Source organism: Rodentibacter haemolyticus (assembly GCF_015356115.1).
In the GTDB taxonomy this organism is placed as follows: Bacteria; Pseudomonadota; Gammaproteobacteria; order Enterobacterales; family Pasteurellaceae; genus Rodentibacter; species Rodentibacter haemolyticus.
In genome coordinates this window covers 2,041,366-2,055,077 of the sequence record NZ_CP063056.1, presented here as the reverse complement: position 1 = coordinate 2,055,077, position 13,712 = coordinate 2,041,366, and the positions used below count along the sequence as shown (strand labels likewise).

22 protein-coding genes and 2 pseudogenes are annotated in these 13,712 nt (G+C 39.0%); 19 read left to right on the top strand and 5 right to left on the bottom strand.

What is annotated here, in order from left to right; all coding sequences use genetic code 11:
* Nucleotides 1-17 precede the first annotated feature (17 nt).
* The 14 genes from IHV77_RS09775 (at nt 18) to IHV77_RS09710 (ending at nt 6,082) form a co-directional block, all read left to right on the top strand.
* Nucleotides 18-413: a hypothetical protein gene (locus tag IHV77_RS09775; protein WP_194813302.1), complete on the top strand. Its 396-nt coding sequence runs from the start codon at nt 18-20 to the stop codon at nt 411-413.
* A complete protein-coding gene (locus tag IHV77_RS09770) occupies nt 410-616 on the top strand; it encodes a hypothetical protein (protein ID WP_194811771.1) in 207 nt (68 codons plus the stop codon). Before IHV77_RS09775 ends, IHV77_RS09770 begins: the two co-directional genes overlap by 4 nt.
* 2 nt (nt 617-618) lie before the next feature.
* Nucleotides 619-795: a hypothetical protein gene (locus IHV77_RS09765; protein WP_194811770.1), complete on the top strand. Its 177-nt coding sequence runs from the start codon at nt 619-621 to the stop codon at nt 793-795.
* Nucleotides 796-803: 8 nt separating this feature from the next.
* Entirely contained in the window at nt 804-1,472 is a 669-nt protein-coding gene (locus IHV77_RS09760) for a ribonuclease H-like domain-containing protein (RefSeq protein ID WP_194811769.1), read from the top strand.
* Between the two features lie 3 nt (nt 1,473-1,475).
* Nucleotides 1,476-2,378: an ATP-binding protein gene (locus tag IHV77_RS09755; RefSeq protein WP_194811768.1), complete on the top strand. Its 903-nt coding sequence runs from the start codon at nt 1,476-1,478 to the stop codon at nt 2,376-2,378.
* 9 nt (nt 2,379-2,387) lie between these two features.
* Nucleotides 2,388-2,834, top strand: coding sequence for a single-stranded DNA-binding protein (gene ssb, locus IHV77_RS09750; RefSeq protein WP_194811767.1), 447 nt, complete (start codon nt 2,388-2,390; stop codon nt 2,832-2,834).
* Between the two features lie 25 nt (nt 2,835-2,859).
* Entirely contained in the window at nt 2,860-3,213 is a 354-nt protein-coding gene (locus tag IHV77_RS09745; RefSeq protein ID WP_194811766.1) for a hypothetical protein, read from the top strand.
* Between the two features lie 70 nt (nt 3,214-3,283).
* Entirely contained in the window at nt 3,284-4,078 is a 795-nt protein-coding gene (locus IHV77_RS09740) for a DUF2303 family protein (protein ID WP_194811765.1), read from the top strand.
* A 57-nt stretch (nt 4,079-4,135) separates the two neighbouring features.
* The gene (locus tag IHV77_RS09735) at nt 4,136-4,537 is read left to right on the top strand and encodes a hypothetical protein (protein ID WP_194811764.1); all 402 of its coding nucleotides are present in this window, start codon (nt 4,136-4,138) and stop codon (nt 4,535-4,537) included.
* Nucleotides 4,530-4,733, top strand: a complete 204-nt coding sequence (locus IHV77_RS09730; protein WP_194811763.1) for a hypothetical protein — start codon at nt 4,530-4,532, stop codon at nt 4,731-4,733. Before IHV77_RS09735 ends, IHV77_RS09730 begins: the two co-directional genes overlap by 8 nt.
* Nucleotides 4,717-4,929 (top strand): DUF551 domain-containing protein, encoded by a 213-nt coding sequence (locus IHV77_RS09725; RefSeq protein ID WP_194811762.1) that lies wholly within the window; start codon nt 4,717-4,719, stop codon nt 4,927-4,929. Before IHV77_RS09730 ends, IHV77_RS09725 begins: the two co-directional genes overlap by 17 nt.
* Before the next feature lie 158 nt (nt 4,930-5,087).
* Entirely contained in the window at nt 5,088-5,285 is a 198-nt protein-coding gene (locus IHV77_RS09720) for a DUF551 domain-containing protein (protein WP_194811761.1), read from the top strand.
* Nucleotides 5,286-5,487: 202 nt separating this feature from the next.
* On the top strand, nt 5,488-5,814 hold the full coding sequence (locus IHV77_RS09715) for a DUF6378 domain-containing protein (protein ID WP_194811760.1): 327 nt from the start codon (nt 5,488-5,490) through the stop codon (nt 5,812-5,814).
* Nucleotides 5,815-5,857: 43 nt separating this feature from the next.
* A complete protein-coding gene (locus tag IHV77_RS09710) occupies nt 5,858-6,082 on the top strand; it encodes a hypothetical protein (RefSeq protein WP_194811759.1) in 225 nt (74 codons plus the stop codon).
* Between the two features lie 107 nt (nt 6,083-6,189).
* Here IHV77_RS09710 and IHV77_RS09705 read toward each other — a convergent pair whose 3' ends face one another.
* On the bottom strand, nt 6,190-6,435 hold the full coding sequence (locus IHV77_RS09705) for a hypothetical protein (protein WP_194811758.1): 246 nt from the start codon (nt 6,433-6,435) through the stop codon (nt 6,190-6,192).
* 300 nt (nt 6,436-6,735) lie between these two features.
* On the opposite strand from IHV77_RS09705, the gene IHV77_RS09700 reads away from it, so the two are divergent.
* From IHV77_RS09700 to IHV77_RS09680, 5 genes and pseudogenes are all read left to right on the top strand, one after another.
* Nucleotides 6,736-6,948, top strand: coding sequence for a hypothetical protein (locus tag IHV77_RS09700; protein WP_194811757.1), 213 nt, complete (start codon nt 6,736-6,738; stop codon nt 6,946-6,948).
* An 18-nt stretch (nt 6,949-6,966) separates the two neighbouring features.
* Nucleotides 6,967-7,279, top strand: a pseudogene (locus tag IHV77_RS12085) (Rha family transcriptional regulator); the annotation flags it as partial.
* 98 nt (nt 7,280-7,377) lie between these two features.
* A pseudogene (locus IHV77_RS12080) lies at nt 7,378-7,697 on the top strand (phage antirepressor KilAC domain-containing protein).
* Nucleotides 7,698-7,778: 81 nt separating this feature from the next.
* The gene (locus IHV77_RS09685) at nt 7,779-7,988 is read left to right on the top strand and encodes a hypothetical protein (protein ID WP_194811754.1); all 210 of its coding nucleotides are present in this window, start codon (nt 7,779-7,781) and stop codon (nt 7,986-7,988) included.
* A gap of 10 nt (nt 7,989-7,998) precedes the next feature.
* Entirely contained in the window at nt 7,999-8,178 is a 180-nt protein-coding gene (locus tag IHV77_RS09680) for a helix-turn-helix transcriptional regulator (protein WP_194811753.1), read from the top strand.
* A gap of 292 nt (nt 8,179-8,470) precedes the next feature.
* Here IHV77_RS09680 and IHV77_RS09675 read toward each other — a convergent pair whose 3' ends face one another.
* From IHV77_RS09675 to ftsZ, 4 genes are all read right to left on the bottom strand, one after another.
* Complete coding sequence (locus IHV77_RS09675; protein ID WP_194811752.1) at nt 8,471-9,628, bottom strand: chorismate mutase; 1,158 nt, start codon at nt 9,626-9,628, stop codon at nt 8,471-8,473.
* An 8-nt stretch (nt 9,629-9,636) separates the two neighbouring features.
* Nucleotides 9,637-11,286 carry a bifunctional UDP-sugar hydrolase/5'-nucleotidase UshA gene (gene ushA, locus IHV77_RS09670; protein WP_194811751.1) on the bottom strand — a complete coding sequence of 550 codons (1,650 nt, stop codon included), beginning with the start codon at nt 11,284-11,286 and terminating at the stop codon, nt 9,637-9,639.
* Nucleotides 11,287-11,384: 98 nt separating this feature from the next.
* A complete protein-coding gene (lpxC, locus tag IHV77_RS09665) occupies nt 11,385-12,302 on the bottom strand; it encodes a UDP-3-O-acyl-N-acetylglucosamine deacetylase (RefSeq protein WP_194811750.1) in 918 nt (305 codons plus the stop codon).
* A gap of 37 nt (nt 12,303-12,339) precedes the next feature.
* Entirely contained in the window at nt 12,340-13,638 is a 1,299-nt protein-coding gene (ftsZ, locus tag IHV77_RS09660) for a cell division protein FtsZ (RefSeq protein WP_194811749.1), read from the bottom strand.
* Nucleotides 13,639-13,712: the final 74 nt, after the last annotated feature.

Here is a 13,712-nt window from a genome sequence, read left to right as displayed (position 1 = left end):
TTAAAAAGGAAACAAAAATGAACAAACGACAGAAACGCAGAAAACGTCAACAACGTAACCAAACCGCAATGCGTTCACGCACCGTATTTTTTGAAGAAAACCAAAAGGAAACCACTATGCACAAATCAATCTTTGAGTTTTTATCATCTCTTGGCAATAAATGCCTTGTTTTAGTTTTAACCGCCATTGCTGTTATAGCAGTCCTTGGCATATCCCAAGCGTACAGCAACCCGACCGATTGGCACGATAACGAACTCAGCGAGCAAATCAGCCAAAAAGCCCGAGAAGAAGCCCGTAAATTATGGCGGAAAGAACACGGTGATTGGCAACCAAACCTCACCGAAACCGAACAAAAAAGACTGCTAAAACTGACCGCACTTTTGCAGGCGGAGCGAGATAAGGAGCAAAGATGAGCCGCTATTATCGAATTGAGCCACATCCAAAAGATTTGGGTTATCAGGCGGTGGAATACATTGGGCGAAAAGTTACTTGGAAAAGCCAAAATCATTGCGCTGAAGAACTTTGCGAAACAGAGATCGCCTTGAGAAAAACACTCTTGCGCAAGGTGGAAGAAGGTAAAGGTAAAGTTAAAACAAAAGGAGCACACTGGAGTTGATTATGTATTTTGAACCACGCAATGACATCATCATAAACCGCTTCGAAATTGACCGCACTTTTGCTCAATTTCAAGCGGAGAATTTAAACCAATTTGAACAATGGCTTTTATCCGGTGCGATCAACCCACAGCACGCCTTAGAAATCATTGAAAAATATTACACCAACATGCCATTTTAAGGAAATCTATGAACATTTATTTTGACATCGAAACAATCCCAACACAAAACGCAACCATCGCCCAAAAAGTGCTGGAAACTCTTTCACCCCCAGCGAATTACAAAAGTGAAGAAGCCATTCAAAAATGGCTGGAAGCCAACAAAGAAACGGCGGTAGAAAAGACTGCACTTTCCGGTACGTTCGGCGAGATTATTTCTGTTGCTTGCGCTATTGATGACAGCCCAGTGCAGGTGTTTTATCTAGCAGATTGGCAGGGGGCTGATCGAGAACAACGTATCTTGACAGATTTTTTCCAATACCTAAACCAACATTACCAGGCAAATAAAGATATTCCGCCGGTATTTATTGGCCACAACCACGTTGCGTTTGATATTCGCTTTGTTTACCAACGTGCCATTGTAAACCGAGTAAAACCTTTTGCCTATTTCCCAATCCACGCCAAAGCATGGGATAAGCAGGTGTTCGATACGATGGTTGAGTGGGCTGGTGTGGGTAATCGAATCAGCATGAATGATTTATGCCTTGCTTTAGGGATTGACGGCAAAAGTGATGATATTGACGGCTCAAAGGTATGGGGTTACGTCCAATCCGGACGTATTGCCGAAGTTGCCGAATATAACAAAGCTGATGTAGAGCGCACTAGACAGATTTATAAACGGATGACGTTTAAGGAGTAAATTATGCAATTTCAAAAAGCAGAACGAAAAAAATCAAAACTTCGCTTGGCACTTACCGGTCCTAGTGGTTCGGGAAAAACTTATGGCGCATTACTTTTAGCAAGTGGGTTGGGTAATAAAATTGCAGTTATTGATACTGAACAAGGTAGCGCCTCCCTTTACTCTCACTTGGCTGAGTTTGATTGTTTAGAGCTTGAACCACCTTATACACCGGAACGCTATCGTGAGGCGTTGAAACTCGCTGTGCAATCCGGTCATGAAGTGGTGGTGATTGACAGTATTACTCACGAATGGTCGGGTTCCGGTGGTTGTCTGGAGTTACTGGAGCAAATAGCAAAAGCAAAATATAAAAATAACACTTGGGCTGCTTGGAATGATATTACCCCAAGACATCGAGCGTTTATTGATGATTTGCTTACTGCACCACTACATATCATCGTAACCGCAAGAAGTAAAACCGAAACAGCACAAGTTGAAGTAAACGGGCGAAAGCAGGTTCAGAAACTGGGAATGAAAACGGAGCAACGGGACGGTATTGAATATGAATTTACTACTGTGTTAGATATTGTTCACGATGGGCATTACGCCTTGCCAAGCAAAGATCGCACAGGTTTATTTAACGCAAATACTCCTGAAAAATTATCAAAGGAAACTGGCGAGCGGGTGAAAAAATGGTTGGAAAGCGGTGTTGAGCTTCCTTCTGCGGGATCTCCTTCAGCACCTCCACAACAACCTAATAATCCAACCATGCAAAAACTCAAAGACGGTTTGCGCGAATGTAAAACCAAGCAGGAGTTAGAAGAGCGTTATTCAAAACAAATGCCGTGGTTGGAAGGGAAATACCCTGACCTGATTGACGAATACAACGGCTTTTATGATGAATGTTTATTAAATTTAAACACGTAGGAGAGTGAAATGGCAGGCGTAAACAAAGTCATTATAGTGGGAAATTTAGGCAATGATCCTGATGTAAGAACGATGCCGAACGGTGATATGGTCGCAAATATCAGCGTGGCAACAAGTGAAAGCTGGACTGATAAACAAACAGGTGAACGCAGAGAAATAACAGAATGGCATCGCATTGTGTTCTATCGCCGACAAGCTGAAATCTGCGGTGAATATCTACATAAAGGCTCAAAAGTCTATGTTGAAGGTCGTTTGCGTACTCGGAAGTGGCAAGACCAAAACGGGCAAGAACATTACACCACAGAAATTCAGGGTGATAAGCTACAAATGCTGGATAGTCGAAACGATAGCGGACAGCCGGCACAAACCAAGCCATCACAAAATAACGCTTACGCACAAGCGAAGTCGGGAGCAAAACCAACCCCCGAACAATTTGATGACGATATTCCGTTTTAACAACCTCAATATGGAGAACTTAAAAATGAGCAACACTAAATTTAGTCAAACCTTATCACAACTTAATCGGGGAGAGCTTGATGATGAACTCACCGAAGCGGTATCCAATGTCATCAAAGCAGTACGGGAAACCCGAAAACAAGGCTCGGTCACATTGAGCCTGAAAATCGGAATGTTAAATACACGCACCGAAAATCAAATCAAAATCACGCCACAGGTAACGTGCAAAGTGCCTGAGCTTGACCGAGAAGAAAGCATTGTATTCTCAACGGCAGATGGCGATGTGTTATTTGACGACCCAAATCAAATGAAAATTGATTTGAAAGTTGTTGATGGCGAAAAGAAAGAAGCAAAAGTATTAAAGATGGCAACCGCTTAATTTAATACTTCTTCACTCACGTAGCACCTTATTGGGTGCTTTTTTATTATCTAAAAATAAGGAAAACAAAATGGAACAATCATTAGTGAATGATATTGCAAAAAATGTCGCAAACGGAAAATCGTTAAATACGCCCATTCCGGCAGTGTTAGCAGCCGGTGATTTTGATATTCGATCACTTGAAGAATATCAATCTGCACCGGCACGCATTAGACAGCACATTTTTTTAAGAACCGAACAATCCTTGATTGATTATGTAAATAAATTTAAACAATCAGGGACGGCTATCTTTGCTAACTTAGATGATTTAGAAATCAAAGCGGTATTTGATTACCACGCCAACCCTGAAAAACCAAACTGGGGCGACCATTCCGCCACTTATAATTGCCCCTACTCAAAAGATTGGAAAGAATGGGCTCGTAAAGACAAACAGGCAATGAGCCAAGTTGAATTTGGTGCATTCTTAGAAAATAACATTCATAGCATTGCAACTGACGGCAATATCGTAAGCGGTGCCGAATTGTTGGCAATGGTACTTGCCTTCGAGGAAACCCGTAAATCTGAATTTAAGTCAGTTAAACGCCTACAAGACGGTACGATGTCCTTTACCTTTACCGACGAACAAACCGGTGGCGGCAAAGCACGCTTGCCGGAAGAAATTGTGTTAGGTATTCAACCATTTCATAATGGCGATTTTTATCAATTAAAAGCCCGTGTACGCTATCGAATTAAAGACGGTAGTTTGGCATTGTGGTACGAGCTGATTAATCCGGAAAAAGTCGTTGAAGATGCGTTCAACACCACACTGGATAAACTCAAAGCGAATATTGCCGATGTTGATTTTTATGAAGCGCAACTAAATTAGTTTGCCCTACCTGGCCGCACATCAAAAGTGCGGTCTTTTTTATACGGGAGAAAGAAAATGACAGCACATATACACGCAAAACTTATGGCAGAGTATGCCAAAGATGCAATGGAAACGGATAAACCGTGGAAAAGATGGGAAGTTAAAAATGACTCAGATGTAAAATGGTATGCTTGTAAAAACCATCCAGCTTGGCACGAAGATAGACAATACAGACGTAAACCAAAAACTATTTTAATTAATGGCATTGAAGTTCCTGAACCAGTTAGAGAACCATTACACAAAGGGGATACATATTATACACCAGATTTTGATAAAAATATGTATAGTGCCTTAGGCTGGTGCGATGATGACTATGATATAGAATACCTTAGAAACGGAATTATCCACTTAACAAAAGAAAATGCGATTGCTCACGCAAAAGCATTGATAAGTTTCACGGAGGTTAAAGATGAATAAGGTAAAAGTTCGTTTTTGTGGTGCAAGTCGTTACTCTGATCGACACGATAATTGTATTCAAGAAGTTGAATACGATAAAGAGGAGTGGGATGAAATGACAGAAGAAGAACGGGAGCAAATCGCACACGAAATAGCACACGAGTGCTTTGAAGTTTCTAGTTGGTATGAGGTAGTAGAAGATGAACAACTGGATTAGAGTTAAAGATAGGCTACCACCACGAGGCACAGATATTCTTATCTATATATCGTCTAGAAATGTAATTGACATTGCGTGGCTTGATGATGGAGCTAATGGTGTAGATTGTTTTGTTGGTACTGAATTTGGGTATGATGCAAAAAACGTATCTCACTGGCAACCATTACCAGAAAAACCGGAGGTTAAAGATGAATGACTTTCTTTTAGCAACAATACTTATAGCAGTAACGGCGATGGTATTTATGCTTGTAAGTGTCTTTGTTATACACATATTAATCGATAACAAGATTTTCAAAGAAAAAGAAGTTCGACATTTCGTTAGACATAAAATATTTAGAATAAAGGATATTGAAAATGACAACAAAAAATAACGAGTGGATAAGTGTCAATGAAACTCTACCAATGTTGGACGGTTGGTATTTATGTTACTGCCCTAGTTATAGTAATCCTTATGTGATTTGGGAATACGATGCAGATTTAGGGGCATTTACAGAAGACTGGGAAGAAGTCACGCATTGGCAGCCATTACCGGAAAAACCAAAAGAGAATTAATATGTCTGGAGGTAATTATGTTTATTGAAGATAAAACAAAAGATAAACAATCATATAAAAGACCCATCATAATTCCATTATGGGTTGTGGTTGCAATTCTTATCACTGCTATTTGGTATATTATTCCGACGGAATAATCTTAAACTCCCACCAAACGACCGCTTATAGGCGGTTTTTTATTACCCAAATAAAAAGAAAAATAATGAACATCGAACACACACTCAACGAACGAGAACAAACCCACGGTGATTTTCATCAAGGCGCAGTAGATTTTAAGGAACTGATGAATGTCATCAATTCTGCAAAGCCAACATTAGATTCATCGCAATACTACGCCCTTACAATGATTGCCGGCAAAATCGTACGTATCTGTAATGGCAATCCACACGAACCCGACCACTGGCGGGATATTGTCGGCTATGCCACGTTAGGCGGTCGATTAAATATCCCCAACGAGCCTTTAACACCACAACCGCATGCCCCTTTTGTGGAATTGCCTGTGGTTGATGTAGGAAATAATGCCGCATAAAGTGCGGTTGTTATTTATTGGGTGAATACAAGAGGTACTTAATATGGAAACAGTAACAATAAGCAAGGCTGAATACGAAGCTCTTTTGAAAGATAAAGAGCGGTTGGATTTTATTCAAAATCGCCGCCCTATAATTCTACAAGATGGCGATGAAAAAGGATTTGAAATCAGTCTTGGTGATAACCTAATTTTAGAAGATTTAGTTTATCACGATGATTTTAGAGCTGGCATTGACATGGTAATAAAAGGTCCTAGCGAAAATGAATAAATTAAAATTTTACTGGATTCGTGAAGAAACCGAAATTTATTGTGGGCGTTCAATTGACCCTAAACCACCAGTTGTCAACTCTTAGTTGACAGTTCATAAGGTAAAACCTAAATTATATTTGTATCAACTAAACTCCAACCAAACTGATTATATTTAAGTGTAGCTTCACTTACTCCAGTTGAAAAATAAAAAACAATATCTACAAAATAGACATCCACATTATCTAGTTGATAACAACTTATATCTCTGTGTGATGGCACGTCTTTCCAGGTATTATTAATTGCTTTTTCAAGCCCAATTTCTAATTCTTCAGGCAAGGGGCAATAACGTTTTTGTGGTTTTATCTTTTTCATAAAATTTCTCATTTTACTATTGACACGCCAATACTAACTTTTATATGCTAACAGGGCAACAGCAAAATCTGTTGTCAGGATTGGAACCCTGAAAGGATATAAGGACGCAAGCCGTTCACGGCTTTTTTTGTGCGTGTCGCATAGCTATACCTAAAATTCAATCAATGGTAGGGCTAAGTGAGAGGGCGAAAGCCCGCCAGTTACCTTGTATCCTGGTAGTTCCAATCTTGCTTAGTCCTATCGCCACGATTGGAACCGTGTAGATAGGTTAATTTAAACTTATGATACAAGGTATAAACTATGAACAATATCCAATCCACTCCATTAACTATCGATCATATTGATAACATCAATCGTTATCTCGCCCAAGCAAAATCTATTGTCAACTTAATTTCAGCTGATGGTGAACGTAAATCAGGCTTCGTATCTTCTCACGAAGATATTGGTAATGCTATTTGGGCAGTAAACGATTTATTGACTCGCATTGATCGTGAAATCAACAACAATCTCTAAAATAATAGGAGCAAGGATATGAGCACAAATTCAACCGCACTTATTAGTCTTAATCCAAACAATGAAAACTTAACAATGAGCAGTCGTGAAATTGCGGAACTAATCAATAAAAATCATAGTGATCTATGTCGCTCTATTGAAAGATTGATGGCAAAGCAGGTAATTAAGGGGTATCAGCCAATGGCTTACACCCATCCTCAAAATGGACAACGCTACAAAGAGTACCATTTAGAAAAGCGTGACTGTTTGATTGTGGTCGCTCAAAATTGTCCTGAGTTTACTGCCGCTGTCGTTGATCGTTGGCAAGAATTGGAAAATCAGCAAAAACCGACCGCACTTATTCCAAACTTTGACGATCCTATCGCAGCGGCTCAAGCGTGGATTGTAGAGAAACAAAAAACACTGGAATTAGAACATAAAGTGGAAGAAATGCAGATTGATGTAAACGCATTCGATCGTATTGCAACAAGATCGGAAGGTGCATTAAATCTCACAGAAACTGCCAAGCATTTACAATCACCGCCGAGAAAGCTCACTCAATTTCTTTCATCACATCGTTGGATTTACAAACGAGCAGGTGGCAAAAACTGGATCGCTACCAAGATAAACTACAATCGGGCCTGCTAGAGCATAAAATTCACACCGCAACCAAAGATGATGGTACAGAAAAAATATGTGAACAAGTTTTAGTTACCGCCAAAGGTTTAGCAAAATTATCAAAAATGCTAGAAAGTAATTTATTAAATTAAACAACTACAAAACCACGCTTAGCCGTGGTTTTTTATTATCTAAACCACACCCTCTAGCGAGGTTTTTTATTGGAGTAATAAATGTCATTTAAACAAGAATTACAAGTAATAAACGGCAAGCGATATGTTGTGCTTGAGAGCCAATTCAGAAGAGAATGGAGTGTAGTTATGGAAACGAGGCAAACCGTAACAGAAGGCGAAGCAATAGAGATCGTCCAATATTGGCTTAAATATAAAGATGTAAAACCGGGGCAATTAAAAATTGTTGAGGTGCCGGATATTTTGAAGTGATGGAGGAAATATGGAGCAACAAGCTATATTATTAAGTAAAGCCAAAGTTATAGAAATCACAACCTTGAGTGCAACAACAATTTGGCGTATGATGAAAAGGGGGGAATTCCCTAAAAGTATTAAAGCTTCTATGGGTCGCGTTGCTTGGTACAAATCAGATATAGATAAATGGCTCGCCGAGCGTTCATAAAGCACTTGTTCCCGGTGTCGGTAAAAATGACGGTAAAACAACCTTATTAAAAAAATAAAAAACTTATAAATCAAAATATTACATACCCAATAAACAATCGAATGGGAATAAAAAAACCGCTTTTCATCATATTTCAATTCACTTCAAAAATAGCTCAAAGCCCTGTTATATCAGGGCTTTTCTATTTCACTTCATTTCAATTTTTGTCGGTAATTTTGACGATATTATGCAGCGTGATATTAAAAAAAGAGCGGTCATCAAAAACATGATTTTTATTGACCGCTCTTTTAAACTAAACATTCACCGGTTTTACTATCTCACTAGGGTAACAACCTAGAATTTTGAGATAGTTACTATAATTTTTGAGTTCATTCAGGGCATCTTGCGTATCCGGATGATGAATATTCGCTTCGATTTCAAGATAAAACATTTCCTCCCAAGGTTTTCCGTAAATCGGGCGAGATTCAAGTTTTGTCATATTGATTTGATGTTTTTTGAATACAAGTAATGCATCAACCAAAGAACCGACTTGTTGTGATGTTGTCATTAACAAGAGTGTTTTCGTATGAATTTGCGGTGAAACTTCTCTTGATTCTTTTGCCACAACGATAAAGCGGGTAATATTATTTTCTTGGTTAGCAATATCCGTTTTCAAGACATTTAAACCATATAATTTTCCCCCATCTTCATTGCCTAATGCTGCGATATTCGGTTTATTCAAACTTGAAACCAACTGCATAGCATGAGAGCTACTTTCACAATATTCAATATGAACCCTCGCTAAGCCTTGAATAAATCGACTGCATTGCTGAATCACCTGTGGATGACTATATAAGGTATCAATTTGGTTTAAATCCGTTTGTTCATTCACTAATACACAATGTTTAATCGGGTAGGCTAACTCCCCCACCAATGATAAATCCGTGTGTTGTAACAGATCATAGACTTCGTTAATTGCACCGGAAGTCGTATTTTCTAACGGTAAAATACCGAAATCGGACTCGCCGTTTTGAACGCTTTCAAAGACCTGTTCGAAAGATTGACAACCCAGTTCTACAAATTGTTTTTGATAACGATCCGCATAATTACGAGCCGCCAAATTAGAGTAAGAACCACGCTTACCCAAAAAGGCAATATGTAAATTTTGACTGCGCTCTTCATTCAATTTATTTTGTAAATACACTTGCTGAGTCAACACGGAATCTTCAATAATCTTTTGGAAAATTGAAGTGATATACTGTGCTTCAAGCTGATAATTTTCATTTTCAGCAAATTGTATGAGTTCTTGCAGAAGTTGCTGTTCACGAGCTGTATCACGTAATGCTTTTTGAGTAACTTCTTTACTTCTTACGACATCAAAAGCCAAACGATGGCGTTCGGAAAGCAATTTCAATAAACTACGGTCAATTTGTGTAATTTGTTGGCGAATTTCTGACAGTTCCAAGGTCATATCCATCCTTATTTGAAGATTACCGCATCTTTCGGATCATATTTAGAAGCATCAAGTGGGGCTTTTTGTGAATTTTTCCAAATGTATTTTGCTAATACTTCGGCATCAATAAAGCCAGTATTTAAGAATGTCGGATTTTTGGTCACGATAGGATAACCGTCTCCTCCCGCCGCATTATAGCTTGGTAAAGAAATACGATAGGTTTTATTTAAATCCAGTGGCTTGCCTTGAACCTTAACATTTTCAACCTTTTTCGCTTGTTGATTTACGACCATAGAGATACCGGAATATTGGGCATAAGCACCTGAATCCACTTCCTTCAATGCCACTACATTTAAGTAATCAAGCAATTCTTTTCCGGTCAGATCCACATAGGTTACAATATTACCAAACGGGTGAACTTTCAAAACATCACGGTAGGTAACTTTGCCCGCTTGAATTGAATCACGGATACCGCCTGAATTCATAATTCCCACATCAGCACCTGCACGCTCGCGTTGTGCTTCAGCAATCAAATGACCAAGATTCGTTTGTTTGAAACGAATAACCGTACGATCTCCTTCAAGTTTGCCTATTAATTCACCCAATTCACGACCGAGTAATTCATTCCCTTTATTTTGATAATCCTTTAAGAGTTTTTCAATTTCGGGATCTTGTGGAATTTCTTCAGAATAAAGCACATATTCCGTTTTGCCATCTTCTTTAGTGATTTTTTTCTTCAAATTAACCGGAATAAGTTCATACTTAACGAGTTTTAATTCACCATTTTTAAATTCAAAGTCTGCACGCCCTACATATTTCCCCCACTCATAGGCTTGCATAATCCAAGTGCCATTTTGGAAATCCGGTTTACAAGATTGAGTAGGTTTGTAATCTTTTATCCAAACGCCTTTTTCATCTACACAAACCGCATCATGACTATGGCCGCCAACAATCATATCAAATGCGCCTTTACTTAAATTACGGGCAAGGGAAACATCTCCCGGTGCATTAGAGCCGTATTGAGCATCGTAATAATAGCCCATATGCGTTAAGGCAATTTTGATATCAGGCTTCTCATTTTCATTTAATAATTTTAACGTTTCTTTTGCCGATTCCGTTGGATCTTTAAAAATAACATTACCACTATATTCAGGATTACCCAGCTTTGCCGTATCTTCAGTCGTTAATCCTACGACCGCTATTTTTAAACCTTGCTTATCAAAAATAGTATAAGGTTTAACAAGCGGTTGATTCGTTTTCTTGTTAATCACATTGGCGGATAAAAATGGGAATTTTGCCCAAGATTCTTGCATCGCAAGCATTTGCAGGGGATTATCAAATTCGTGATTCCCTAATACCGTTGCTTCATAACCCATTGCATTCATTGCTTTAATATCCGGTTCGGCATTTTGCATATCAGATTCAGGTACGCCGGTATTAAAGTCTCCTGCGTTTAATAAAAGCACTGACCCGCCGTTTTTTTCAACTTCCGCTTTTACTCTATTGATGATTGTTTTTTGTGCAGGGAAGCCATATTCACCTTTATTATTCGGCCAAAAATGTCCGTGAGTATCATTAGTATGAAGAAGTGTAAAACGATAGGTTTTGTCTTTCTCGTATGCCATTACACTGGAAGTTGCAAGAACCAAAGGTAAAACAGTAAATAATTTTTTCATAAAAAAATTCATCTCAAATAAACCGCTCTTTTAAGAGCTATTCACAAAATAAAAAAGCTATACTTCTTTTGGAAATATAGCTTTTTAACCGAAAACAATTAAATCAGCACTTGAACAGGTGAAACATACCCTTGAGGTACTTGTTTTTTATCTTCAAAGGTAACAAACTCCCAAGCATTTTGATTTGCAAGTACCGCCCGAAGTAATTTGTTATTTAAGCCATGACCTGACTTATACGCTTTGAAATCACCGATAATGTTATAACCTGCCATATAAAGATCACCTATCGCATCCAACATTTTATGACGAACCAACTCATCTTTAAAACGTAGTCCCTCTTCGTTTAGGATACGGTAATCATCCAACACGATAGCATTATCCAAGCTACCACCTAACGCCAAACCTTGAGATTGAAGGTATTCAATATCCTTCATAAAACCAAAGGTTCTGGCACGGCTAATTTGATGAACAAATGCTTGTGCGGAAAAATCCATCACATAATTACGAACATTTTTTCCAATTGCAGGATGTTCAAAGTCGATTGTGAAATCTAAACGGAAACCGTTATAAGGTTTAAATTCGGCCCATTTATCGCCGTCCTCTACACGAACATTTTGCTTAATGCGAATGAATTTCTTCGCAGCATTTTGTTCCTCAATACCGGCATCCAGTAACAAATAGATGAACGGACTCGCACTCCCGTCCATAATCGGAATTTCAGGTGCATCCACTTCAACAATAATATTGTCAATACCAAGACCTGCCAATGCGGCATTCAAATGTTCAACGGTTGAAACACGTACACCTTGCTCATTAACAAGTGCAGTACAAAGCATCGTATCACGAACGGATTCTGCATTAGCCGGGAAAGTTACCGGAGGATTCAAATCCGTACGACAATAAATCACACCGGTATTCGGCATAGCCGGGCGTAACGTTAAGGTTACCTTTTTGCCGCTATGCAAGCCTACACCCGTTACTTTAATACTTTGTTTTAATGTTCTTTGTTTAATCATAATTTTTTGCCTTATTACAAAGTAACAAAATTAATTGTTATTTATCGTCTTTATTCATTGCGTTTGGATCGAATCGTTGAAAAGAAGATAAGCGATCAGTAATCGGTTTTTCCAATTCGCTACGATAAGCCTCTTTAGGTTGCTGTTCCTGAGAATACGAAGAACGAATCGGCTCAGGTTGTCTAAAAGAGGTAATTTGTTCTTGCGTTCTTAACAGAATCGACTGTGCATTTTCGTTAGTTGGTAAATGAAGCGGCGATGTTTGTTGAACTGTTTTTTGAACTTGAACCGGCTCATTTGAAGCGATTTCGCCTAAACCCGTTGCAACAATTGTTACACGAATTTCATCGCTCATTTCAGGCACTAATGTCGTACCAACAACAATAGTGGCGTCCTCAGAAGCAAAACTGTGAATGGTTTCACCCACGACATTAAATTCATCAAATGCGATATCAAAACCACCGGTAATATTAATCAAAATACCTTTCGCATTGGTTAAATCAACTTTCTCTAATAAATCATTACGTACTGCAATTCTTGCCGCTTCTTCAGCACGTCCTTCACCTGCGCCACCACGTGCCGAACCGAAGCCAATCATAGCCTGTCCCATTTCAGACATTACGGTTCTAACGTCAGCAAAGTCCACATTAATCATACCCGGAGAAGTAATCATATCGGAAATGCCCATTACGGAGTTACGTAGCACATCGTTCGCAGCAGCAAAAGCATCAATTAATGTTGCATTTTTAGGGAGAACTTTTTGAATTTGTTGATTAGGAATAATGATCATCGAATCAACATATTGTGATAAATCCTTAATGCCTAACTCAGCAAATTGCATACGTTTTTTACCTTCGAAAGCAAAGGGCTTTGTTACAACCGCAACGGTTAGAATACCCAGATCTTTGGCAACTTTAGCCACTACAGGAGCAGCACCAGTGCCCGTACCGCCCCCCATACCGGCAGCAATAAAGACCATATCTGCGCCTTCAAGCATTTTACGGATTTCTTCCTGATCGTCTTCAGCTGCTTTACGACCTACGTTAGGATTAGCGCCGGCACCAAGACCTTTTGTTGTTGCCCCACCAATCTGCACGGTTTGTTGAACTTGACTTTTGCGTAATGCTTGCGCATCTGTATTCACCGCATAGAAAATAATTTTCCCATGCTCTTCGCTGTTAAGAGTATTCTCACTTAGGAAAGTACCACCAAGATCTTGTTTAATCATATTGGCAACCATATGGTTAACGGCATTACCGCCGCCACCGCCGACACCGACAACCTTAATCAGCGCGCCTGACTGTTCTTCAAAATCACCGTAATCTGGGTATAACATTTGCTGTTCTCCGTTCTGCTAATACTCTGCTAGCACGTTAATAAAGATAAATTGCTCATATTGTAGATGAAAAT